18 protein-coding genes and 1 pseudogene are annotated in these 24,820 nt (G+C 68.4%); 10 read left to right on the top strand and 9 right to left on the bottom strand.

Annotated elements, in window-relative coordinates:
- Positions 1-56: 56 nt before the first annotated feature.
- Genes RM25_RS01475 through RM25_RS01465 form a run of 3 tightly spaced genes read right to left on the bottom strand, consistent with a single transcriptional unit; the run spans position 57 to position 2,937 of the window.
- A complete protein-coding gene (locus RM25_RS01475) occupies positions 57-713 on the bottom strand; it encodes a methionine ABC transporter permease (protein WP_013160259.1) in 657 nt (218 codons plus the stop codon).
- Entirely contained in the window at positions 710-1,975 is a 1,266-nt protein-coding gene (locus tag RM25_RS01470) for a methionine ABC transporter ATP-binding protein (RefSeq protein ID WP_044635930.1), read from the bottom strand. The genes RM25_RS01475 and RM25_RS01470 overlap by 4 nt, the downstream gene beginning before the upstream one ends.
- The gene (locus RM25_RS01465; protein WP_036943101.1) at positions 1,972-2,937 is read right to left on the bottom strand and encodes a MetQ/NlpA family ABC transporter substrate-binding protein; all 966 of its coding nucleotides are present in this window, start codon (positions 2,935-2,937) and stop codon (positions 1,972-1,974) included. Before RM25_RS01465 ends, RM25_RS01470 begins: the two co-directional genes overlap by 4 nt.
- A 550-nt stretch (positions 2,938-3,487) precedes the next feature.
- Here RM25_RS01465 and RM25_RS01460 point away from each other — a divergent pair.
- Positions 3,488-4,216, top strand: a complete 729-nt coding sequence (locus RM25_RS01460; RefSeq protein ID WP_013160256.1) for a response regulator transcription factor — start codon at positions 3,488-3,490, stop codon at positions 4,214-4,216.
- Entirely contained in the window at positions 4,197-6,062 is a 1,866-nt protein-coding gene (locus tag RM25_RS01455) for a sensor histidine kinase (RefSeq protein WP_052809069.1), read from the top strand. The genes RM25_RS01460 and RM25_RS01455 overlap by 20 nt, the downstream gene beginning before the upstream one ends.
- A 255-nt stretch (positions 6,063-6,317) precedes the next feature.
- Here the strand turns inward: RM25_RS01455 and RM25_RS01450 are convergent, their stop codons facing one another.
- The 4 genes from RM25_RS01450 to RM25_RS01430 all read right to left on the bottom strand — a co-directional run bounded on the left by RM25_RS01450 (position 6,318) and on the right by RM25_RS01430 (position 14,476).
- A complete protein-coding gene (locus RM25_RS01450) occupies positions 6,318-7,310 on the bottom strand; it encodes a ribokinase (protein WP_052809068.1) in 993 nt (330 codons plus the stop codon).
- A gap of 218 nt (positions 7,311-7,528) precedes the next feature.
- Complete coding sequence (locus RM25_RS01445; RefSeq protein ID WP_052809067.1) at positions 7,529-10,255, bottom strand: FHA domain-containing protein; 2,727 nt, start codon at positions 10,253-10,255, stop codon at positions 7,529-7,531.
- A 461-nt stretch (positions 10,256-10,716) separates the two neighbouring features.
- Positions 10,717-13,374 carry a pyruvate, phosphate dikinase gene (ppdK, locus tag RM25_RS01435; RefSeq protein ID WP_013160252.1) on the bottom strand — a complete coding sequence of 886 codons (2,658 nt, stop codon included), beginning with the start codon at positions 13,372-13,374 and terminating at the stop codon, positions 10,717-10,719.
- A 208-nt stretch (positions 13,375-13,582) separates the two neighbouring features.
- Entirely contained in the window at positions 13,583-14,476 is an 894-nt protein-coding gene (locus RM25_RS01430) for a pyruvate, water dikinase regulatory protein (RefSeq protein WP_044635928.1), read from the bottom strand.
- Positions 14,477-14,987: 511 nt separating this feature from the next.
- Here RM25_RS01430 and RM25_RS01425 point away from each other — a divergent pair.
- Complete coding sequence (locus RM25_RS01425; protein WP_036943148.1) at positions 14,988-15,929, top strand: restriction endonuclease; 942 nt, start codon at positions 14,988-14,990, stop codon at positions 15,927-15,929.
- 197 nt (positions 15,930-16,126) lie between these two features.
- The gene (locus RM25_RS01420) at positions 16,127-17,128 is read left to right on the top strand and encodes an IS481-like element ISPfr17 family transposase (RefSeq protein WP_044636591.1); all 1,002 of its coding nucleotides are present in this window, start codon (positions 16,127-16,129) and stop codon (positions 17,126-17,128) included.
- A gap of 126 nt (positions 17,129-17,254) precedes the next feature.
- Here the strand turns inward: RM25_RS01420 and RM25_RS01415 are convergent, their stop codons facing one another.
- Positions 17,255-18,577 carry an MATE family efflux transporter gene (locus tag RM25_RS01415; protein WP_044635927.1) on the bottom strand — a complete coding sequence of 441 codons (1,323 nt, stop codon included), beginning with the start codon at positions 18,575-18,577 and terminating at the stop codon, positions 17,255-17,257.
- A 92-nt stretch (positions 18,578-18,669) separates the two neighbouring features.
- Here RM25_RS01415 and RM25_RS01410 point away from each other — a divergent pair, with 92 nt between their 5' ends.
- The 6 genes and pseudogenes from RM25_RS01410 (at position 18,670) to RM25_RS13105 (ending at position 23,100) form a co-directional block, all read left to right on the top strand.
- Positions 18,670-19,659: a class I SAM-dependent methyltransferase gene (locus tag RM25_RS01410; RefSeq protein WP_052809066.1), complete on the top strand. Its 990-nt coding sequence runs from the start codon at positions 18,670-18,672 to the stop codon at positions 19,657-19,659.
- Positions 19,660-19,865: 206 nt separating this feature from the next.
- Complete coding sequence (locus RM25_RS01405) at positions 19,866-20,639, top strand: YwiC-like family protein (RefSeq protein ID WP_013160246.1); 774 nt, start codon at positions 19,866-19,868, stop codon at positions 20,637-20,639.
- Between the two features lie 128 nt (positions 20,640-20,767).
- A complete protein-coding gene (locus RM25_RS01400) occupies positions 20,768-21,622 on the top strand; it encodes an aldo/keto reductase (RefSeq protein WP_013160245.1) in 855 nt (284 codons plus the stop codon).
- Between the two features lie 265 nt (positions 21,623-21,887).
- On the top strand, positions 21,888-22,358 hold the full coding sequence (locus RM25_RS01395) for a DUF1648 domain-containing protein (protein WP_044635926.1): 471 nt from the start codon (positions 21,888-21,890) through the stop codon (positions 22,356-22,358).
- Positions 22,359-22,433: 75 nt separating this feature from the next.
- Positions 22,434-22,808: pseudogene (locus RM25_RS13470) on the top strand (isochorismatase family protein); the annotation flags it as partial.
- Between the two features lie 46 nt (positions 22,809-22,854).
- Positions 22,855-23,100, top strand: coding sequence for a cysteine hydrolase family protein (locus tag RM25_RS13105; RefSeq protein WP_230846261.1), 246 nt, complete (start codon positions 22,855-22,857; stop codon positions 23,098-23,100).
- Positions 23,101-23,237: 137 nt separating this feature from the next.
- Here RM25_RS13105 and RM25_RS01385 read toward each other — a convergent pair whose 3' ends face one another.
- Positions 23,238-24,578 (bottom strand): LssY C-terminal domain-containing protein, encoded by a 1,341-nt coding sequence (locus tag RM25_RS01385; protein ID WP_013160242.1) that lies wholly within the window; start codon positions 24,576-24,578, stop codon positions 23,238-23,240.
- Between the last annotated feature and the right edge of the window lie 242 nt (positions 24,579-24,820).

Here is a 24,820-nt window from a genome sequence, read left to right as displayed (position 1 = left end):
ACACCAGTCGTCCGCCCGCCCCTTCAACCATCAAGAGCGACCAATAAAGCCCCTTGTCAGCGACGCATCACCTTGCGCGCCAACCGGTTACCGGTGAACTGCGCGATCTGCACCAACACGATGATCGTGACCACCGCCAGGCCCGTCACGCCCCAGTTGAAGCGCTGATAGCCGTAGCTGATCGCGAACTGGCCCAGGCCGCCACCGGCGACCGCACCGGCCACGGCGGTCATGTCCACCACGGCCACGAACACGAAGGTGTAGCCCAGGATCAGCGGCCCGAGGGCCTCCGGGATCACCACGGTGAACAGGATGCGCCAGGGGCCGGCACCCATGGAACGGGCCGCCTCGATCACGCCGGGATCGACGGTCACCAGGTTCTGCTCCACGATGCGTGAGATGCCGAAGGTGGCCGCCACGCACAGGGCGAAGGTTGCCGCAGTGGTGCCGATCGTGGTGCCCATGACCAGCAGCGTCAACGGGCCGATGGCCGTGACGAAGATGATGAACGGAATGGGTCGCACGATATTGACCACCACGTTCAGCACGGTGTGCAGCCCGGAGTTCGACATCACCCCACCGCGACGGGTGGAGTACAGGCCCAGGCCGAGCAGCAGGCCGGCGAAACCGCCGATGACCAGCGTGATCACCACCATGATCAGGGTCTCGACGATTGCCTTGCCGTAGACGGGGCCGATGGTGTCCCAGTTCATGCCCGCACCCCCAATCCGTTTGTGGCGATCCCGTTGTCGCGGGCGCCGTCGCTCTGCCCGGCCGCGTCGTCCTGGCCGGCCGCGCGGGCCGGCGACACCGTCTCACCGGTCATCAACCCCGCCGAGCCGGGCGCGCTGTTCACCAGCTGCGCCGGCTCATCGGTGGCCTCGCGTGGTGGCGGCGCCGGGGCCTCATCGGACTTCTGGTGCGAGATCGCCAACAGCTTGTCGCTGGCGCGCGAGATCGCATCGGGGCTGCCCCGCAATGCCAGGGTGAAGCTGCCGATGGAGCGCGTCTTCACCTGCACCACGCCGCCCTGCACGATGGCGAAGCTGACCTTGTGGTCGTCGCTGGCGTCGTCGCTGATCTGCGCCAGCACCGCGCCGAATTCGCCCGGGTCCACCGACTTGACGCTCACCAGCGTGGCATCGGGATTCTCCGCACGGAGGCGGTCCCATTCCTCGGTGCTGGGATTGTGGCGCATGATCGTGTTGACGAACCGCTTGGTGGTCTCGGTGGCCGGGGTCTCGAAGATCTGGTCCACCGGCCCCTGTTCGATCAGGTCGCCGTTGTCGAGCACGGCCACGCGATCGGCGATCGCGCGCACCACCTCCATCTCGTGGGTGATCACCACGATGGTGACGCCGAGCTTCTCGTTGACGCGCCGCAGCAGGCCGAGCACGTCCTGGGTGGTTTCGGGATCCAGGGCGCTGGTTGACTCGTCGGCAAGCAGCACCGACGGCTTGGTGGCCAGCGCCCGGGCAATGCCCACGCGCTGCTTCTGGCCGCCGGACAGCTCGTCGGGGTGCACCCAGGCCTTCTCGGTGAGCCCCACGAAGTGCAGCAGTTCGGTGATGCCGGCCTTCATGTCGGCCTTGCTCCACTTGGCCAGGCGCAGCGGATAGGCGATGTTCTCGTACACCGTCTTCGACTGCATCAGGTTGAACTGCTGGAAGATCATGCCGATCTCCGGACGCACCTTGCGCAACTGGTGCTCGGTCATGTTCGTCACGTCGAAGCCATTGACCTCGACGCTGCCCGAGGTCACCTTCTCAAGCCCATTGATGAGCCGCACCAGAGTGCTCTTGCCCGCGCCCGAGTAACCGATGACCGCAAAGATCTCGCCGGGCTTCACGTCCAGGTTGATTCCCTTCAGGGCCGTTACCGACCCCGACGCGGTCTTGTAGACCTTCGAGACATCGCGGAACGATATCTGGCTGGTCAGGGTGTGGTCACCCGGTCGCGGATCGCTCTGGGTCACTTCTTCTCCTTGATCTGGGTCTCCAACTTGTCGAGGATCGCCTGCAGGTCGGCCTGCGACTTGTTCTCGACGATCACCGCGGTGCCATTGGAGCCAGAAACCACCAGGTCAGCAACCGCCTTCTCATGGTAGAGCTCGACGACGCGCTTGTAGGTGGGGTTGTTCAGGTCGTCCTTGCGCACGGCGAAGACGTTGATGTACGGCTCGGCGGCCGCGCTGTTCGGGTCGTCCTTGTACAGCGCCTTGGACGGATCCAGCTTGGCATCGGCGGCGAACGAGTTGTTGACGATGGAGCCGTCGACGCTGGGCAGGGAGGCTGCGGTCTGGGCGGCGTCCACGGGGGTGACCTTCACCTTGGAGTTGGCCTGGTCGATGTCGGCGGGGGTCGACAGTGCGGTGCCGCCGCCGTTCAGCTTCAACAGGCCGGCTGCCTGCAGCACGAGCAGGGCGCGGGCCTCATTGGTGGGATCGTTCGGGATGGCGATCTCGCCGCCCTGGGGAATCTGGTCAACCGAGGTGTGCTTCTTCGAGTACAGGCCGAGCGGGACGATCATGGAGCCGCCCAGCGGCACGATGTTGTCGTTGTTCTGCACGTTGTAGTTGGCCAGGTAGAGCAGGTGCTGGAACTGGTTCAGGTCGAGCTGCTTCTGGCGCAGCGCCGGGTTCACCTCGGTGTAGGAGGCGAAGTTCTTCGTCTGCACCGTGATGTTCTCCTTGGCCGCGAGCTCCTTCAGCTTGGCCCAGTAGGGCTGCGACTCGTCGGTGACGCCGATGGTCACCGTGGTGGTGGCTGCCGCCTTGGGCTTGCGGGTGGTGAAGAACACCACCAGGCCCACGATGATGGCCAGCACGATCACGACGATGCCGATGATCAGGCCCTTGCTGGGGCCACTGTGTGGCTTCTCGGGCAGCGCGCCGGGGGTTCCGCCGCTGGGATTGGCGGGATTCGTGGGATTGCTCATGGCTCATCATCCTTGCTGTGGGCTTGTGGTGGGTTGTGCAGTGCTGGGACGTGCAGTGGTGGCTCGGCGCTGGCCACCGACTCGACGGCGGGGCCACATGGGCACGAGCGATTTTGAGGGGAGCGCCTTGTCACGGACACGGGTCCTGTGGCGAGAAGGCCTGTCCCGCATGGATGCGGTCGCCCGGGGGCGAGTCGAACAGGTCTGCTCAGCAGGCGCAGAGCATTCGCCCACAACACAGCATGGGCATCATCACGAGGGGGCTCGTCACGAGCTGGTCCGGCGACAGGGCGGCACCGCGAGTGGCGGTGGTCGTGTCGACAGTCATCATCATCCTCATGGCAGTGGGGCAGGTGCCCCGATTGCCCACAAATCTAGGCGCGACCAGCGAGCACTGTCAACGACGTCCGCTCTGCGGGCAACGTCTCCCCCGCGGGCAGCAGGTGCACCGGCGGCGCGTCCGCAGGCGACACACCCGGGCATATCCGCCCACAGTGAACGCACAGGCTTTCTACAGTGAAGCCTGTGTGCTCGCTGTCAGGATGGACGCATGGCTGGACCTAATGCACCCGAACTGCTCACCCGCCCCGACGGCACGCCCATCCGCGTGCTGGCGGTCGACGATGAGAACAGTCTGACTGAACTCCTGTCGATGGCGATGCGCTACGAGGGCTGGGAACCCACGACGGCGGCCACCGGCTCCGATGCGGTGCGTGCGGCGCGCGACACCAATCCCGACGCCATCGTGCTCGACATGATGCTGCCCGACTTCGACGGCCTCGAGGTGATGCGCCGGGTGCGCGCCGAACAGCCCGACGTGCCGGTGATCTTCCTCACCGCCAAGGACGCGGTGAATGATCGCATCGTCGGCCTGACCGCCGGCGGCGACGACTATGTGACCAAGCCGTTCAGCGTGGAGGAGCTGATGGCCCGGCTGCGCAGCCTGTTGCGCCGCAGCGGAGCCACCAGCAAGCGCTCCGAGTCCGAGCTGATCGTCGGTGACCTGGTGCTCGACGAGGACTCCCACGAGGTGACGCGTGGTGGCGACGAGATCCACCTCACCGCCACCGAGTTCGAGCTGCTGCGCTATCTGATGCGCAACCCGAAGCGCGTGCTGTCCAAGGCCCAGATCCTCGATCGCGTGTGGAACTACGACTTCGGCGGCCAGGCCAACGTGGTGGAGCTCTACATCAGCTACCTGCGCAAGAAGATCGACGCCGGACGCGAACCGATGATCCACACCATGCGCGGTGCCGGATATGTCCTCAAGCCGGCCTGAGCAGCCCGGCGGCAGCGTCCAGCATCCGAACGAGCAGCCCGGCGCTGCCCACCCCGGGGCGATCCGGGACGAGGCAGCCCATTCCGGGACGACCAACTCCGCGACGACCCAGTCCGGTCCGGGTTTCGTGGCGCCCTCCGGCGATGCCTCGATGTCGTCGAATGCGAACGCGTCGTTCCCCCGCCAGCCGGACGCCACCGCAACCGGCGCCAGCGGCGCTGCCCCTGTCAGTGGTGCCACCGGCACCGTGCCGGTCAGTCCCGGCACCGTGCCCACCGCGGCCGGCCAGGAACTGCTGACCCAGACCACCAATGGCATGGCCCGGGCCAGGAAGGCCCCGGCCATGGCCAAGGGCACGCTGAGCCGCCAGCTCGTGGCCCGTATCTCGGCGCTGGTCGCCGCGATCGCGATATTGCTGGGCGTGCTGAGCACCTTCGTCGTCTACCAGATCCTCGTCAACGAGGTTGACCACGAACTGTCGCAGTCGGTCGGCGCCGAGAGCCGGAACTCGTCACCCACCGGCAGCGCCATCTCGCTCGGCGGCCTGCCCGCCGACGCGGTGGTGGTGATCCAGCAGGGCGACGGCACCACCGTCGGCAGCGTCGAGACCTACGACCGCACCCAGACCGTGCGCACCTCCTCGGGAGTCAATGACGCCATCGCGAAGGTGCCGGTCGATCCGCGCGCCCACACCGTGCGGCTGGCGGAGCTCGGCTCCTACCGGGTGGTCGCCAGCAATGTGCGCATCGGCGTGCCCAACGCCGACGGCTCCGAGTCCACCGTCTCGGCCAAGCTGTTCGTCGGCGTGCCGATGGAGCGGTCGAACAGCGTGATCCACCGCCTGGTGATCTTCGAGGCGATCCTCGCCGCCCTGGCCATCGGCACCGCCGCGATCATCGCGCGCAGCGTGGTGCGTCGCTCGCTCGACCCCCTCAACCACCTGGCCACCACCGCCGATGAGGTCTCCCGCATGGACCTGGAGAAGGGCGAGGTGAACCTGCCGCCCCGCATCCCCAACTCCGAGACCGATCCGAAGAACGAGGTGGGACGCGTCGGCCTGTCGTTCAACCGGATGCTCGACAACGTCGAGGGTGCCCTGACGGCGCGCGAGGCGTCGGAGAACAAGGTGAAGCAGTTCGTGGCCGATGCGAGCCATGAGTTGCGCAATCCGTTGGCGTCGATCCGTGGCTATGCGGAGCTCGCCCAGCGACGCGCCAACGAGCTCGATCCCGACACCGCCTTCGCGATGAGCCGCATCACCAGCGAGTCGGAGCGGATGAGCGGGCTGGTGGAGGACATGCTGCTGCTGGCCCGGCTGGACACCAAGCCCGAGCTGCAGCTGGCCGAGACCGACGTGGTTGAGGTGGTGCTCAATGCCGCCTCTGACGCCCAGGTGGCCGGCCCCGACCACCACTGGCGCCTCAACCTGCCCGACGAGGCGGTCACCGTGATGGCCGACCGCAATCAGCTGCACCAGGTGGTGGCCAACCTGCTGTCGAACGCCCGCAAGCACACCCCCGCGGGCACCCAGGTGGACACCTCGGTGGGCATCGAGGGCGATCAGGCCGTGATCCGGGTGCACGACAACGGGCCCGGAGTGCCGCCCGAGATCGCCGACAAGGTGTTCGAGCGCTTCGCGCGCGCCGACGTGGCCCGCACCCACGACAAGGAGGGTTCCACGGGGCTCGGCCTGGCCATCGTCGCGGCCGTCATGGCCGCCCACGGTGGCACTGCTGCGCTGGATTCCTCCGACGGCCACACGACGTTCACGCTGCGCCTGCCGCTGGCGTCGGACGATTCGAGTCGGCCGGCGGGGCCGCCGCCGCAGGCGGACTTGTCGCACTGAGCCGGGTCGTACTGGGCCTTGGTCGCACTGAGCCGGGTCGTACTGGGCCTTGGTCGCACTGGGCCTGGTCACACCGGGCCTTGCCGTACTGCCCCGGGCCAGCCGGGCACGGTGAGCCGGGCGCGACAGCCCGGCCTCCGACAAGCGCCCGGTGGTCAGGCGCGACAGCCCGGTGGCCGGCAAGCGCCCGGTGGTCAGGCGTGATGGCCCGGTATCCCAGCTGGATACCCGGCTCCGCGCGGACCCACTCCCACGTCACCAGCGGGCCAGGAACTCCTGCAGCTCCGGCTGGCCGGGGTAGGAGGCCTGGGCACCGCGTCGGGTGACGGCAATGGCCGCGAACGCCGACGCCAGGGCCGCGCCCTCGCCCAGCGGCACCTCGGCGGCGATCGCCGCCATGAGGGTGCCCATGAAGGCGTCGCCGGCACCGGTGGTGTCAATGGCCTGCACGGGGAAGGCGGGCACGCTCACCACCAGTCCGGCCTCCACGGCCACCGAACCCTGCGACCCCAGCGTGACGACGGCGCGGCCGATGCCATGGCCGTCCAGCGCTGCCGCGATATCTGCCGGCTCCCGGCCCGGATCGGAGCCGACCACCGCCGCGAGCTCGTGTTCGTTGACGATGAGCACCTGGGCGTCCGCGACGAGTTCGGCGCTCACCTCGCGCAGCGGTGACACATTGAGCACGGTGGTGCCGCCCGCCGAGTTCACGAGCCTCTGTGCGGCCAACAGCGCCGGGTCAGACACTTCCAGGCACAGTCCCAGCACGCTGACCGTGCGCAGGGCGTCAGCGGCGTCGCGCACGTCGTCGGCCCCCAGCGTGCCGTTCGCCCCGGCTGACACCACGATCGTGTTCTCGCCCCGGTGGTCCACGGTGATCACGGCCGTGCCGGTGGCCACCTGCGCGCTCCGCACGCCGCTGATGTCGACCCCGGCCCGGGTCAGCGACTCCCGCAACATCTCGCCATGGGCGTCGTCGCCGACGGCCCCGACCATGAGGGTGTCGGCGCCGGCCAGCGCGCAGGCGACCGCCTGGTTGGCCGACTTGCCGCCCGGACGCACCACCAGCGGATCGCCCACGACGGTCTCGCCGGGGCCGGGAAGCGTGCGCGTGGTGACAGTGAGGTCCGCGTTCAGCGAGCCGAGCACCCCCACTCGTCCCCGACGGTTGGTGACCCGTTCCAGCGCACTGCGGGCAGCCCTGGCCGCAGCCCGCACCTCGGGCGCCGACGATGATGGATCGCTCATGGTTCCTCCTGGCCGGTCAACCCCTGTGGACGGTCAACCCTTGTGGACAGTCAACCCTTGTGGACGGATTGTCAGCGTGATCGGCTGACCCTGTGGACGGCTGGACATGGTGGACGGTTGTGCTCTTGGACGCCTGCACCGCGCGGTCGCCCGGACCGTGTGGATATCCGGGGCCTTGTGGGAGCCCGGGCCTTGTCGGAACACCGCGCGGCCACGCCTCAGGCGTCGGCGGCTTCGATGCGGATGCGTTCGCCGGTGCCCAGCTCCAGCACCGTGCCCACGGGCACCAGTCGGGTCCGGCCGTCGGCCAGGTGGGACGGGCTCTTGCCCGGCTCGTTGATCACCGTCCCATTGGTGGAATGCAGGTCGGTGACGGCCACCACATCGCCGCGCTGTTCGATGCGCAGGTGGGTTCGGCTGATGTCGTGCCCGGGGCTCGGCACCGTGACGGCGCGGCTGAGGCCATCGTCGACCACCGGGGCCCGACCCACCACGGCGGGACGGTCGAGCACCGCCACCTGGTTGCCCGAGGTGACGATCTGGAACAGCGGCGCCCGCGGGACGGCACCGGCAGCCCGGGAGGGGCCGGCCGTGTCGCTGGCCGACGCTCCCTGCGGCGACTCCACGGCAGGTTCGCGCATCGTGCTCGCGGCCGAGGCCTGCCCGGCGGGCATCGGCGGCACCGCACCGGGACGGTCCGGGGCGGCATCGGGCAGCACGTCAGCGCGCTGCCCCTGCTCTGACGGCGCAGGGAATGCCGGCGCCGGCGGGGTGAAGGGCGCCCCGGTGCTTGCCGGGGGCTGGAGGGTTGCCTCGGGTTCGAGGTCAGCGCGGCCGTCGGCAGGCCTGCGGTCGTGCCCCGGATCACCCGCGCTCGGGCCGCTCGGACCGGGACTTTCCGCGCCCGGGCTGGTCAGGCCCGCAACGACCTCGGGGTGCGCCCCGGCAGGGGTCATGTGCTGCTGAATCCCGTGCTGCTGGTTCCCTTGCTGTGGCGCGTCCTGGTGCGGCGCTGGCTGGTGCGGGGCTGGCTGCGGCGCGGCATCGCCGCTTGTGGGAGCGGGATTGGCCGGCGTCCCGACGCCGTGGGCCGGTGGCTCGGCAGGCTCGTGCGGCTCCCGGGAACCCACGACCGGCGCCGGGGCGCTCAGGTCGATCGACGACTCGATCGGCGCACCGAACAACCCGACGCTGAAGGACTCGCCGGGGTGGTTCGCGGCGCGCTCGGAATCGCGCATCAGGTCGTCGACCAGGGACAGCCCGAGGTTCTCCTCCGACCTGCCCTCCCCGGACGTGACCGGGCGGCGACGTCGCGGAATCCCCTCGGCGGAGTCCTGGCCAGGACGATGCCGGCGCGCCGAGCCCTCGTCGGCAGCCACGTCGGTCCCGGATGGGTCGGTCCCGGCATCGGCCGATCCGTCCACGTCCGGTGTCGCGGGGGCGTCTGCCGGCCCCTTGGCGTCGTTGGCGGCTTCGGGCTCGGGAGGGTTGACCACCGGCATGGCCTGCTTGTCGGGCAAGGCCTGGGTGGGTTCGAACATGAAGGCCTCGGCGTCGGAGGGTGCGCCGACGGCAAAGCCGGTGCTCTCCTCGAACCACGCATGGGCGGCGCGGGCGGCGTCGGGCTGTCCGGTGTCCGCCACCTTGGACGGCGCAGGCCGCTCGGGGGCGCCGAAGACCTGCGACGCGCCAGCCGCGGGTGCTGACGCCGGCGGCGCGGATGCCGGTTCGCTGCCGTCGGCGGCCAGGCCCATCTCGCGCAGCACCTCGGGGGATGCGCTGGACCACTGGCGGCCGTGTTCGGCGCCGGCCTGGTCCTCATCGGCCTGGTCCCCCTCGGTCTGGCTGACATCGGAATGCCCACCGCCGGACTGCTGGTCAACCGGCTGCTGGTGGTCGGCCTGCTGATCGTGGGGCTGCCACGCCCCCGGCTGCCCTGCACCAGACTGTCCTGCGCCGGACTGCTCGGGGCTGGACTGCTCCGCGTCGAGGGATGTGTCGGCGGACTGCTCATCGCGAGCCTGCTCATCGGCGGTCAACTCAGCCGAGCCGCGCTCGTCGCCACCAGTTGCCCGGGTGCCGACACTCCAGGGGCGGGCACCAGACGCGCCATCGGTGCGCGCAGCCGGGACACCTGCGCGGGAGACGTCGCTCCGGTCCGCCATATCCATGCGGGACACATCGCGCCCGTCTGCCCCGACGGGCTGGTCATCGGAGATGTCCTCGCCATCCACCGCGTCCTCATCGTCATCGACGCCCATGGGGGCATCACCGGGCGCGGAGGCACCGCCACCATGGCCGGGCGCCGCAAGGCCCGCACCAGCACCAAAAGCCTCTGCGCCGGACTCGGCGCGTTGCACGGCCCGCACCTGCGCGTCGACGCTGGCCGGCTGACGCGCCGCGAGGGTCTCCACGCGCATGTCCACCAGCACCGCGGCGCACTGCGCCATGCCCACCGACATCTCCAATTCAGGCCCTGCCGACAGTGGCATCGCCGAGCCGCCGTCGTCGCGGGCGGGCACGATGCGCAGGTACAGGGAGCTGAGCACCGCGTCGCACCATGCGGGGGTGCTGCCGCCGCGGGCCAGCAGCTGGCTCGATCGGGCGTCCAACACCTGCACGCCGCCACGCAACAGGCAGCGCACGCCGTCGGCGGTCAGTCCCGCCACGGCCACCTCGGACAGTTGCGCCAGGCCGTGCTTGTTGAGCGTGTCGATCACCTGCTCGAGGGGTGCCCCCGACGACACATCGCGCCACAACGGCTCCAGTGCGGCGGGGTCGGTGCTGGGCAGCGGGCGCAGCATGACGACGCAGCGCGGCCCGGCAACCATCAACCAGTCACCGGGTGTGTAGCTGATCCGCCACATGTCGAGGGCAAGCCAGGCCGACTCGCCCCACAGATGCGTCGAAGGTGCTCCGACTGCGCCGTTGTGCTCGTCCGCCATTGACAAAACCCTCCCGATGGTGACCATGTCCGGGCTCACGCGGACGCACATCAGCGGCGTCCGGCGGCGAAATTCAGTCTAGGGCAGGCCCTTCGGCGCGCTTCTCCCACGGCCTGCATTCCCCGGGCCGCATCGCCACGGTTGCAGCCTCCTCGGCCACATTTCCGCGGCCGTATCCCCACGGTTGCAGCCTCCTCGGCCACATTTCAGCGGCCGCACTGTCGCGGCCGTATCCCCACGCCCGCATCTCCGCGGCCGCATTTCCACCGGGTGCATCTCTGCGGCTCCACCGGGCGCGGTTCCGCGACCGTGATTCCCACGGGTGCGCCCCCATGCCCGCACAGAACTGCCGACGCACAGAACTCCGGCGCACCGGTTTCCCAGCACGCCGGAGTCCACCTGCGTCGGCGCCGTCAGGGTTGCCGCGCTCACTGGCCGCGGCAACCCCGGCGGTTCACCTGCTACTTGCTTGCGTCCGCCTGGGCGAGCTTGGCCTTCGCCGCAGCGAACCGGGCGATCGGCACGCGGAACGGCGAGCACGACACATAGTCAAGGCCCACCGACTGGAAGAACGCGATCGAGTCGGGATCCCCACCGTGCTCACCGCAGACGCCCACTGACAGCTTCGGATTGGCGGCCCGGCCCTTCTCAGTGCCCATGCGCACCAGCTGGCCGACGCCATCCACGTCGATCGTGGCGAACGGGTCACGCTTCACCACGCCCTGCGCCTCGTACCAACCGAGGAAGCCGTTCTCGGCGTCATCGCGGCTGATGCCCAGCGTGGTCTGCGTCAGGTCGTTGGTGCCGAAGCTGAAGAAATCAGCCTCCTGCGCGATCTGATCGGCCACCAGGGCGGCCCTCGGCAGCTCGATCATCGTGCCCACCAGGTAGTCGAGCTTCTGGCCGGCCTTGTCGAGCTCGTCGTCCACCGCAGCCACCACGATCTCGCGCTGACGCTGCAGCTCCTGGCGCAGGTGCACCAACGGCACCATGATCTGCAGGTCAACCGTCTCGCCCTCGCGGTCGAGCACGGCCAACGCGGCACGCGCGATGGCGCGGGCCTGCATGTCGGGAATCTGCGGGTAGAGCATGCCGAGGCGGCAACCGCGGGTGCCCAACATCGGGTTCTGCTCGTGCAGCTTCTTCACCTGTGCGAGCGTGCGACGCTCCTCGGCCAGCTTGGTCGGATCGGCGCCCTTGAGCTCCATCTCCTGCACCTTCAGCGCCTGGGTCACCAGGTCGGGCATGAACTCGTGCAGCGGCGGATCGAGCAGGCGCACCGTCACCGGCAGGCCCTTCATGGCGGTGAAGATCGCCTCGAAGTCGCTCTGCTGCATCGGCAAGATCTTGTCGAGCGCCACCTGACGCTGCTCGTCGTTCTCCGACAGGATCATCTCGTGCATGGCCGGCAGCCGGTCGTCACCGAAGAACATGTGCTCGGTGCGGCACAGGCCGATGCCCTCGGCACCCAACTCACGGGCCTTGGCGGCGTCGGTGCCGTTGTCGGCGTTGGCCTCCACGCCCAGGTCGCGGATCTCGTCGGCCCAACCGACCACCTTGAGGAAGTCCTCGTTGAGACGCGGCGGAATCAGCTTCAGCGCCGTGTTGAACACCTCGCCGGTGGAGCCGTTGAGGGTCAGCGTGTCGCCCTCGTGCACCGTGACGCCGCCGACGGTCATCGTCTTGGCCTCGGTGTCGATCTTGATGTCGGTGGCGCCTGCCACGCAGGGCTTGCCGAAGCCGCGGGCCACCACGGCCGCGTGGCTGGTCATGCCGCCATGGGCGGTGAGCACGCCCTGTGCCTGCAGCACGCCATGGATGTCATCAGGGGTGGTCTCGAAGCGGATCAACACCACCGGCTCACCGGCCTCGCCGCGCTCAGCGGCGGTATCGGCGTCGAACACCGCGGCACCCACGGCCGCGCCGGGGCTGGCCGGCAGGCCCTTGGTGATCGGCGTGGCGCTCTGGCCGGGATCGATGGCCGGGTGCAGCAGCTGATCGAGCTGGTCGGGCTCGATGCGGCGCACGGCCTCTTCCTTGTCGATGAGGCCCTCGTCCACCAGGTCGGAGGCAACCTTCAACGCAGCGGCGGCGGTGCGCTTGCCGTTACGCGTCTGCAGCATGTAGAGCTTGCCGTTCTCGACGGTGAACTCCATGTCCTGCATGTCGCGGTAGTGGGTCTCCATCTTGTGCATGGTGTCGACCAGCTCGCCGTACGCCTGCGGCAGCACCTCCTTCATCTCGATCAGGGGACGCGGGGTGCGGATGCCGGCCACCACGTCCTCGCCCTGCGCGTTGGTGAGGAACTCGCCGTACAGCGCGTTCTCACCGGTGGAGGGGTTGCGGGTGAAGCAGACGCCGGTGGCGGAGGTCTCGCCGCGGTTGCCGAAGACCATCTGCATCACGTTCACCGCGGTGCCCAGGTCGTCGGAGATGTGGTTCGCCTTGCGGTAGACCTTGGCGCGCGGGTTCTGCCAGCTGTTGAACACGGCCTCCACGGCGCGCATCAACTGCTCGCGCGGGTCGGAGGGCCAGGCGCCGCCCAGGGCGTCATCGCTGATCTGCTTGAACTCCGTGGTGAGTTCCTTGAGGTCCTCGGCGGTCAGGTCGGTGTCCTGCGAGGCACCCTTGCGCTGCTTCATGGCAGTCAGGGCGTCCTCGTAGATGTGCGCGTCGAGGCCCTCGACGACCTCGCCGTACATCTGGATGAAGCGGCGGTAACAGTCCCAGGCGAAGCGCTCATTGTTGGCCTCGGCGGCCACGGCGGCCACCGACTCGTCGGAGATACCCAGGTTGAGGATGGTGTCCATCATGCCGGGCATCGACACGACGGCACCCGAACGCACCGACACCAGCAGCGGCTTCTCGGACGCGCCGAGCTTGCGTCCGGCACGCTCCTCGAAGCGGGCGAGCGCGTCAGAGATCTGATCGCGAAGGCCTGCGGGCCAGGTGCCGCCATTGTTCATCGTCTCGATGCAGGCCTGCGTGGTGACCGTAAAGCCATCGGGCACCGGTACGCCCAGACGCATCATCTCGGCTACACCGGCACCCTTGCCACCCAGCAAGGACTTCATCGAGGCATCGCCCTCGGACAGATCGTAGATGTACTTCTCGCTCACGGCTGATATCTCCTTTGACAACACATGTGGCAAGCAAACGGGGCCTCCCCGTTGGCCCTTATGGCCGCGACGGGGGTGCTTGCACACTCCCCCGTCGGGTCGAACTGGTCACTTCTTTGACACCATCTCGACTTCTCATTGTTGAACACGCAACGGTCGGCCGCGTGGTTTTGATTGTTCCGGTTTTGCGCCGCTAGCTCAACCCCGCTCAGGGAGTGAGTTTCATGCTGCCGGCAGGACGACGCAAATGGGCGCCGAACTGCTTGGCACGCCTCTCCACAATGTCGATAACGCGCGCCGCGGCCTCCTCCAACGCCAGGCCGGTGGTGTCAAGGATCGGGCAGCCCAGGCTTCGTTGCACGGCCTTCACCTCGTCAAGTTCATCGTAGATCTTGGCGAGGTCCGAGTATCCGTCTTTCGTGCCATAGCCGCCCAGCCCCTTGACGCGCCGCTGGCGGATCTGCAGCAGGCGCTCGGCGTCGATCGTCAACCCGACGATGCGCCAGCGATCGATCTCGTAGAGCTGTTCGGGGGCCTTGATGCCCGGCACGATCGGCACGTTGACCGTCTTGTAGCCGGCATAGCCCAGGTAGATCGACAGGGGGGTCTTGCCCGAGCGCGAGGCGCCGATCAGGCAGATGTCGCTCTCGCGCAACGAGTCGGGCATCACGCCGTCGTCGTTGCGCACGGCGAACTCCATGGCGCTGATGCGTTCGAAGTAGTCGGCCTCCACGCCGACCGGACGCATCGGCACCTCGTCGGCGCTGGTCTTGGCCACCTGCGACAGCGCGATCAGCGCATCACCCATCAGGTCGGCACGCGGGATCGACTTGTCGTCGCAATAGCGCTCGACCATGCCGCGCATCTCGCCGTTGACGAGCGTGTAGAAGATGACCCGTCGCGACTGGCCCACCGTGGGGTCGGCGGAGTCCGAGATGTCGTCGAACACCTCGAGCAGGGTGTCGGCGTTGCGCACCCGGGCATGGCGCACGATGGTGAAGCGCTGGTTGGGAAACTGCATGCGGGCTGCACGGGCCACCCGGGCACCGGTTTCACCCGAGGAGTCTGCGATGACGTGGATCTCGAGAGGGGCGATGGTCATATCCACACCGTCCCACCGCCACGGGGGCGTTACAAGCAGGTCCACACAACTATGAGATGAGCCGTCTCATGTGTGCGTAACCAACCTGTTTGTCGGTGGTGTGGGGTAGTGCGGCGTGGGGCGGGCATGTGGGGCGGGTGCGTCGACGAGCGGCCCGCAGCTCCGGTCCCACTAAGTGAGGACCTTTGCAGGTTAGACGACGTAAAAGTCCTCCCCTAGTGCCGCGTTGACCATGAGGGGCGGGACCGCGGCGTCCCAACCCGCACTTGGAAGATAGGTGCGGATGAGGCACCACAGACGGTGCTTTATCCGCACCTGTCTTTCGTGGGCACCCCGTGGAGGGCCTGATCCCTCCGAGTGACGTGCCCTATAGCGGCACCGATCCTGGCTCCCCCACTGATAACGACGATGCGGCCCTGCGCCCCGGATCCCTACCCACCCGACCGCTACCATGCTGTCGGCCGCACGTGGTCGCACTGCCGCGTCCACCCGCCACGAACGGGGAGAACACATGACGTCAATGCCCACGTGGGAAGAGTTCATGGTGCCCGCGCTGCGCCTGCTGGCCGATGGCGACATCCACCGGGGCAATACCGTTGCTGCCCCGGTCGCCGACGCTCTGGCCATCACGCCCGAGCAACGCGAGAAGTTGCTGCCCTCGGGCCAACCGCGCTTCGCGAATCGCGCCAATTGGGCCTTGTCATACCTGTATCGGGCCGGGGCGGTGGAGCGTCCGACACGCGCCCACTACCGGATCACCGACGTCGGCCGCCAGCTCCTGGCATCGCATCCGGCAGGCCTGACCGAACACGACCTGCGCGCAGTGCCGGGGTATGTGATCCCCAGCAATCACCGCAATGCAGCGTCCACGTCACCCGCGTCGGTTCCGGAATCGTCCAGCACCATCCCGGCCGAGACCGCCGCGCTGTCGCCCACCGAGCAGATCGAGGAGGGCATCGAACGCATCCACGAAGAGCTGGCGAGCGAACTACTGGGGCGCCTGCACGATCAGGACCCGGCGTTCTTCGAGGACGCCGTGCTCAGCCTGTTGGAGGCGATGGGCTATCCCGGCACGGACGGTCGCATCACCCGCACCCAGCTCTCGCGTGATGGCGGAATCGACGGGATCGTCGATCAGGACGCGCTCGGGCTGAGTCGCGTCTACGTACAGGCCAAGCGCTACGACCTCGACGCCGCAGTCGGTCGGCCCACCGTCCAGGCGTTCGCGGGCGCGCTACAGGGAAACGGTGCCAATCAGGGTGTGTTCTTCACCACCTCCCGGTTCAGCACCGATGCCCGAGACTTTGCCGAAAAACTGCCCACGCGTGTCGTGCTGATTGACGGCGCGCGTCTGGCGTCCCTCATGATCCGCTATCACGTGGGCGTCCAGGTGAAGAAGACCTACGAGATCGGCGAGATCGACGAGGACTTCTTCGCGGGCACCGAGCTCTGACCCGGTTCGAGGACTGGCCCGGCCCCGAACGACGCCCCCCACCCTTCCCCCACTAAGTGAGGACCTTTGCAGGTTAGACGACGTAAAAGTCCTCCCCTAGTTGTACTTCCCCGGGAGGTTGTGAACGGGTGAGGTAGCGAAGACCTCCGGGCAGGATGTGGGTTACCACACTCACTCTCCTGACCACGGAGGTCTTCGTGACTCACGCTAACGCACCCTTGACACCGGAAGGGCGTCGTCGTCTTGCTGTTCTCGTCGTGGAACAGGGCTGGTCGTTGCGGCGGGCGGCGGAACGGTTCCAGTGCTCGCCCGCGACGGTGAAGCGGTGGGCCGACAGGTACCGGGCAGGGCTGCCGTTGATCGACCGTAGTTCGAGGCCCACCTCGTCACCGAACCGGCTTTCGCGTAAGACGGAGCATCGGATCGTCGCGTTGCGGTTCACTCGCCGGTGGGGTCCGCACCGGATCGCGTATCACCTGCGGTTGCACCGTTCCACGGTCGGTCGGGTGCTCGCCCGATACAAGATGCCGAAGCTGATCAACATCGACCAGGCCACCGGGCTGCCGGTTCGCCGCCCGAAGCCGAAACGGTACGAGGTCGCCGCGCCGGGCCAGCTCGTGCACGTAGATATCAAGAAACAAGGCCGGATCCCCGACGGCGGCGGGTGGCGTGCCCACGGTCGCGGATCCATGCAGGACCGTCACGCGGGAGTGGCCCGCGACAAGGCAGCCCGTGCCGGGGCAGCCGGCTCTCGCGGCTACCGGTATCTGCACCACGCCGTGGACGACCACTCCCGGATCGCGTACTCAGAGATCCTTGACGACGAGCGCAAAGAGACCGCAGCGGGGTTCTGGACCCGCGCGAACGCGTTCTTCGCAGGCCTGGGCGTCACAGTCACCGCGGTGATGACCGACAACGGTTCCTGCTACCGGTCAGGCGCCTTCGCTGACGCGCTCGGCGACGAGGTGAAGCACAAGTGGACCCGGCCATACCGGCCGCAGACCAACGGCAAGGTCGAGCGGTTCAACCGAACCCTCGCCGTCGAGTGGGCCTACGCGAAGCCCTACGCCAGCGAAGCCGAGCGCGCCGCAGCCTACGAGACCTGGCTCCATCACTACAATCACCACAGACCCCACACCGGGATCGGCGGCCAGACTCCCTCAGCCCGCGTTCACAACGTCACGGGGAAGTACACCTAGTGCCGCGTTGACCATGAGGGGCGGGACCGCGGCGTCCCAACCCGCACTTGGAAGATAGGTGCGGATGAGGCACCACAGACGGTGCTTTATCCGCACCTATCTTTCCCGGCGGCCCCGCGTCCACACCTATTCGCCGGTCGACGCCCAGCGTCCTGACCGGGCGCGCAGGGCCAGCGTCAGGCCGCGCGCGGCAAGGAACCCGCCGTAGGCGATCCACAGCCACACCAGCCCGGCGTCGAAGTGCCACACGAGCGCCAGCAGCGGCAGGTGGATCACCACCACGAACAGCCCCGCAATCGCCAGGTAGCGGGTGTCGCCGGCACCGATCAGCACCCCATCGAGCACGAACACCAGGGAGGCCAGCGGCTGCAGGCAGGCCAGCACCACCAGGGCACCGAGCAGCAGGTGGGTGATCGCCGGATCGGTGGTGAAGATGCGGATGATGAGCGGACGCGCCACCACCAGCACCACGCCCACCAAGCACGCCTGCACGACTCCCCAACCCATGGCCCGACGCATCACGCGCTTGGCGCCGCTTGGGTCCTCGGCGCCCAGATAGCGTCCGATCAGCGCCTGGCAGGCGATCGCCAGCGCATCGAGCGAGAACGACAGGAAGTTCCAGATCGAGTTCGCCACCTGGTGGGCGGCCAGGATGAGCGAACCCATGCGGGTGGCCACCACGGTGGTGGCGGTCAGCGAGATCCACAGGCCCAGGCTGCGCACCACCAGCCAGCCGCCGTGCGACATCGCGTCGAACATGCCGTGCAGGCTGGGACGCAACGGCACCCCACCGCCGGGCAGGTTGCGGGCCCGGGCGCGCCGCGCGATCACCGCCACGAGCACCAGGCAGGACGCCGCCTGCGCGGTCGCGGTGGCGGTGGCCGAGCCGCGGATGCCGAACCCGAAACCGTAGATGAGCAGGGCGTCCAGGCCGATATTGGTCAGGTTCACCCCGATCGCCACCGCCATCGGGGTGCGGGCGTCCTGCAGGCCGCGCAACAGTCCGGTGGAGGCCAGCACGACCAGCTGGAACGGCAATCCGAGGATCACCAGCCGCAGATAGGCCACGGCAGCCGCTGCGACGTCGGGGGCCGGGTGGTACCAGCCGATGATGGTGGGTGCGAGCGCCCAGATGAGGGCGGCCAGCACGGCGCCGAGCACCGCACCCAGGGCCATGCCGTCGCGTCCGGCCTCGAAGGCTCCGCGCGGATCGCCGGCCCCGAAGCGACGCGCCGTGGTGCCGGTGGTGGCATAGGCGAGGAAGACGCACAGGCCGGTGACAACGCCCAATACATTGCCGCCCAGGCCGAGCCCGGCCAGCGGCACGGCACCCAGGTGGCCGATGAAGGCAGTATCGGCCAGCACCAGCAGCGGCTCGGACACCAGCGAGGCGAAGGTGGGAATGGCCAACGCGAACAGTTCCCGATCACTCTTCGTCCAGATGGCCACGGGTATTGAGGGTAACGTCCCCGCCCGCACGCACGCGGCCACCACATCCCCCGGGATGCCCCAAGTGGGTCCAGTAGGAAACAATCGGCACCATGGACCCCGTCGACCGCATGATCATCGAAGAATCCCCCGAGAGCGCCAAGCACCTGCTCGTCATCGACTCCCCCGAGCTTGCCGACGCAGCCAGCGACGTCGCCGGGCGGGTGTCCATCTACTGCGACGATCGCCGCGACGCCGACCAGGTGCCCCGATCGTTGCTCATCGAGGCGCTGGACGCGGCGACGCTGGAGGGCGTCGACCTGGTGTGGATGCGGCTGCCGAAGGCGCTGGCCGCACTCGACGAATATGCCGAGCGCATCTCGGCACATGCCCTGCCCGGCGTGCACCTGGTGGCGGCCGGACGCACCAAGCACATGACCCTGTCAATGAACGACGTGCTCGGCAAGCACTTCAAGGCGGTGTCGGCGTCGCTGGGACGCAACAAGTCGCGTGCCCTGCACGCCATCGGCGCCACGCCCACCGAGCTCACCTGGCCCCGGGAGAACCTGCATCCCGAGCCGTCACTGGGCGTGATCGCCCACGGCGCCGTGTTCGCCACCAACAAGGTGGACGACGGCACCCGCCTGCTGGCGGAGCGCTGCGCCGACCTGCACGGCAATGACCTGCTCGACCTCGGCTGTGGCTCCGGCATCCTGGCGACGCTGCTCGCCCGTGCCAATCCCGAGGCCACCGTGCACGGCGTGGACACGAGCCTGGCCGCGGTGGACTCCACCCGCATCACCAGCGAGGCCAACGGCAGGCACGTCACGGTGCACTGGGCGTGGAACCTGAACGACTGGCCCGCCGACAGCCTCGACGTGATCGTCTGCAACCCGCCCTTCCACCGTGGCGTGGCGAAGGACTCCGAGCCGGCGTTGGAGATGTTCACCGAAGCCGGACGCCTGCTGCGTCCCGGTGGTGAGTTCTGGTGCGTCTACAACTCGCACCTGCCGTGGAAGGCGCGCCTGACGGCGTCGATCGGCCCCACGACGGTCGATTTCCAGAACCCCTTCTACACGGTGACGCGCTCGATCGCCCGCTGAGGGCCGACGCCAGCGGTCCAACGAAGATAGGGGCGGATAAAGCCCCATAGACGGTGCTTTCTCCGCCCCTATCTTCTGGTTCGGGCCACTCACCGGAGGGTTGTGCTGAATAGACGCATCGAAACCCTCCACCCAGTGGCCGTCGCGGACCCCTGGCTCTTCGCGACTACGGGTCGCAGCGCCCGGCCCGATAGCCTGCCGCCACGATGAGCACCTCGATCAAGCACTGGATCCCCAACCAGCACGGCGCCTGGGCGATGCTGGCCGTCCCCTTCGCGGCGGCGGTCATCCTGCGTGCCCGCGTGGCTGACGTGCCCGCCTGGACGATCCCGCTGGCCGTGCTGTGGCTGGTCGGGTACCTGCTGTTCAACGCGGTGCTGGCGTGGCGCAAGACGGCCCCCGCGCGCCGCCAACCGCTACGGTCTCCGCTGATCTGCTACTCGCTGGTCTGCCTGGTGGCCGGTGTGGCGATCCTGATGACCGGCGGCCTTCCCCTGGCGTTGTGGATCGTCCTGTTCGCTCCCCTGGTGGTGGCGGCACTGGTGCTGGCCGCCCACAAGCGGGAACGCTCGGTGCTGTCCGGCCTGACCACGGTGGGTGCCGCCTGCCTGGTGTTCTTCGTGGTGCGCTGCGGCGGTTGGCCCCTGCTCGCACCCGGCACCGATGTCTGGATCGGCGCGCTGCTGTACGGCTATTTCGGCGGCACCGTGTTCCACGTGAAGGCGTTGATCCGCGGGCGCCGCGACGCCGGATCGGCACGTGCCGGCCTCATCTGGCATGGCGCCTGGTTGGTGGTCGCGTTGTTGCTCGGCAGTGCGGGGCTGGCGAGCTGGTGGTGGACGCCGTTCTTCGCGCTGCTCATCGTCCGCACCGCTGCCATGAAGCACGCGACCAACACCGGCCACGTGCTGCGGCCGGCCCTCATCGGGTTCACCGAGGTGGCCCTGTCCGTGGTGGCGCTGGTCATCTGCATGGCCTGACGGCCGGGGTCATCTGCATGGCCTGACGGCCGGGGTCATCTGCATGGCCCGATCCCCTCGCGCCCCCAGCGCCCGCAACCACCGCCGGGGCCTCGTGCAACGGGGCGGTCCCGTGCAACAGTGGGGTCATGAGTGCAATCCCAGCCCCAATGATTCCCCTGACCAATGGAACCCGCGGCGAGACCGTCAACATCCCGCAGCTCGGCTTCGGCACTTACAAGGTGCCGCCCGCCGACACCCAACGCATCGTGGAGGAGGCGCTGGAGGTCGGCTACCGCCACATCGACACCGCGGAGATGTATGGCAACGAGGCCGGCGTCGGCAAGGCGATCGCGTCCGCCGGCATCCCCCGCGACCAACTGTTCATCACCAGCAAGCTCAACAACGCCTTCCACGACCCGAAGGCCGCGCACAAGGCCTTTGACGACACGATGACCGCCCTGGGCATCGATGTGCTCGACCTGTTCCTCGTGCACTGGCCGATGGCGAAGACCACCAGCCTGGAAGCCACGTGGACCGCCATGGTTGACATCCTGGGCAGTGGCCGGGTGCGCGCCGTGGGCGTGTCGAACTACCAGCCCGATCACCTGCGCACGATCATCAACGCCACTGGCGTGACGCCCGCGGTGAACCAGATCGAGGTGCACCCCTATCTCACCCAGGAGCCGCTGCGCGAGCTCGACAAGGAGCTCGGCATCGTCACCGAGGCCTGGTCGCCGCTGGCCCGTGGCGTGGTGCTCTCCGATCCGACGATCGACCGCATCGCCGGCGAGCTGTCCCGCACCGCCTCGCAGGTGGTGTTGCGCTGGCACATCCAGCGCGGCGACGTGGTGTTCCCCAAGTCGATGCACCGGGCGCGCATGGAGGAGAACGCCAAGATCTTCGACTTCGAGCTCACCGACGGCCAGATGGCCGAGATCACCGCGCTCAACCGCAACGAACGCCAGGGCAGCCACCCCGACGAGGTACAGGGCGTGAAGTAGGGACAACCATCGCTGCAGCGACCTGTCAACCACTGGCCGGTGCCCTTCGGGGTGCCGGCCAGTGCCGTTGTCGGCGCGAAATCTCCAGACCTGCTGACGCCGCCCGGCGCGCGTCCGATACTGGGGGCATGAACCCCCAGCCAGCCCCGGTTGGTCAGCCAAACCCGTCCGGTCGCGACACCGCGCAGACGCGCACCCGCAGGCCCTGACCGATCCGCTCAACCCGCCGCGCGGGTTCTGGGAGTGCTCACGCCCGGCCCTGGTGATGTTGGTGATCGGGCTGGCGATCAACGTCGCCGCATGGACGCAGATGCCCGAGGTGGTGCCCCAGCACGCCGGAGTCACGGGACAGGTTGATTCGTGGACCTCCCGCAACGGCTTCCTGGCCTTCACCGTGATCTCCATCGTCCTGTTCACTGCCGCCCTGCTGGGTGCCAGCGCGGCCGTCGGCCTCAGTAGCGAAGGGCTCCACGCGCCGGGCAAGCGGGCCGAGCGCGTCACCTACTGGCAGCACCCGGACCGCTGGCCGATCTTCCGGCCACGCCTGTGGTCGTTGATGGCCTGGTTCACCGGGTGGTTCATCGTCGCGATGGCCGTGGGCGCCAACGTCTTTGCGTTGTCGCCCCGCTTCAACCTCCCGGGCTGGCTGGCCCTGGTCGTGATCTTCGGGGCCATGGGCCTGGAGCTGGCCTGGTTCGTGGTGCGGATGTTCCGGCTGCTCGACGCCGACGTCTGAGGCACCGGCGCTTGTCCGCTGCAAGCTTGGTGAGAGCTACTGCAAACCTCCTTGTGGACGCGCAAGAATGTGGGCATGGCGAAACTTGATCCAGAACCCATCCGTGACCCCCAGGCTGATCAGTTGCTGACCCCGCAGAACAGTGTGGTCGTGCTCATCGACTTCCAGCCCGGCCAATATGCGACCGTCGGCTCGGTCTCGCGCGAGGAGATCGACCTGGGCGTCGTCACGCTCGCAAAGCTGGCGCACACCTACGACATCCCCACGGTGGTCTCCACGGTTGCGGTGGGCATGGGCGTCAACGCACCCACGGTTCCCCAGATCATGAACGAGCTGCCCGGCGTCGACCAGATCGACCGCACCGGCGTCAACGCGTGGGAGGACCCCGAGTTCCGCGCGGCCATCGAGGCCACCGGACGCCGCAAGATCATCATGGCCGGGCTGTGGACCGAGGTCTGCCTGGCCTTCCCGGCGCTCGACATGATCGAGGCCGGCTATGAGATCTACCTCCGTGGCCGACGCCGTGGGCGGTGTCAGCCAGGTGACCAACGACCGCGCCTTCGACCGGATGATCCAGGCCGGCGCGCACCCGACCACCGCCCTGGCCCTCGGCTGCGAACTGATGCGCAACTGGGCGCGCCCCGGCACCGACGACTTCCGCCGCATCTTCAACTGGTACTTCCACCAGCAGCGCAGCCTTGGCCTGCTCGACGCCAAGATCCTGCCCTCGGTCGGACGCTGATTCGGCCGACACCGGCACCGCTGAGCTGACCACCCCACAACCATCGCGGTTGTGGGGTGGATCTGTCTGGTGGGCAGTATGTGGGCGGTGCATGACCCGGCCGTGCACCGCGCCCTCGTGTCACGCCGGTCCCGGCGTTAGGCGCCCAGGGCCTTCGCGTCGCGTCGCTTGCGACGAAGCTCCCTGCGCAGGGTGCGTCGGTCATGTGTCCAGGTGCGCGCACTCAGCGAGGTGAGTGCGTACACGATCAACACATCAACCGACATCTGGACGATGTCCATCGATCCGGGGACGCGCACGATGGCGCCCGCCAGGCGCGTCACGAGCGTCACGCTGGTGACGGCCAACAGCAGCACGCGCGCCCAATTGAATCCCTTGAACACCAGGGTGCTCAACACCACCTGCAGCCCCGTGAGGACCACCAACGCCACCACATTGGCGACGATCACCTCGGTGCGCGTGCCCCCCGATGCGGCGACCTGCCCGGCCACGTCGTGGAAGGCATCGACGGCCACCTCGGAGAAGGTGATGCCGATGCCGATCAGGATCAGCAGGAACGCCAGGATCAACGAGACCGGCCGCTTGCCGACGTCGGACAGCATCTGGTGCTGTTCCTCGTGGGGGGCCTCGGCATGCACCGGCACCGCGCTGAGGTCGATCACCGGGAGCGCCCCGTCGGTGCGCAGCGTGTCACCGCCACCGTTGCGGGTGTGGTAGCCGGTGGAGAAGTTCTCGAGCACGTTCACCTTCGTCTGCGGCACGGCGTGCTCAAGCGTCGCGACGATGTGGTCGCGCTCGACGTCGATGTTCGGCTCGATCTTGTGGGTCACCTGCAGGGTGAACAGCGACAGGCCCACCGCGCGGTCGAAGGTGCCGGCCGCCAGCCAGTCGACGCGTGCGCCACCGGGCAGCAGCCAGCCGGGCGGGCAGCGCCAGAAGCGCACGTGGTGACGCTTGGACGGCGACCCGTCGACCTCCTGCTGGAAGGCCATGTCCTGCTGGCGTCCGAACAGGAACAGGGGGCTCACCGGCGCCGTGGGATAGCTGCGGCGCATCACCGAGCCGGCGATGATGCGCAGGGCCGAGTTCAGGTTGACCGGGTCGGCCTCGACCCATCCGGCGTCCTCCATGGCCTGCCGGATCTGCACGCCGTCGCCCAGCAGCGCCAGGTTCACCGGGTCGCCCAGCAGTCCGTCGCCGGTGCGGGTGCGGCCGATGTAGTAGTCGGGCACGTAGAGCGCGGTGAGGATGCGGTGGAACCTGGGCAGCGCCAGGTAGGCGAGCACCAGGTAGAAGGCGATGAGGAACAGCACATCGGCCGGCCTGCTGACGCCCTTGCGCAGCACCACCACGGCCAGCATGAGTGAGAAGGCCGCCGCGGCCACGAAGAAGAGGTTCTCGACCAGGCCGTAGGAACGCCAGCGTGCCCAACGCTTGCTCCAGCCACCCGGCTCGGTGGTTTCCGCCTGGATCGTCACCGCCGCATTCCCCCCACCGGGCGCAATCCATGGTCGCCATCATCGGCGGAACATGTCGCGTCCCGGCCCGGGGCAGCGTCCATCGGCACCGATAACGGGTGTCCGGTGAGCTCGCGGCGTCCATGGGGTATGGGGGTGACCATGGCCGTAATTCTGCCAGACCCCCCGGTGGCCAACGCCGTCGCCCCAGTGCGTGGCCCTCGCCGTTGACAGGGGCAGATGTCGCGGCGACCACGAGGGAA

Origin of the sequence: Propionibacterium freudenreichii subsp. freudenreichii, assembly GCF_000940845.1 — a bacterium.
Taxonomy (GTDB): Bacteria; Actinomycetota; Actinomycetes; order Propionibacteriales; family Propionibacteriaceae; genus Propionibacterium; species Propionibacterium freudenreichii.
This window is presented reverse-complemented; position numbering and strand designations above follow the sequence as displayed.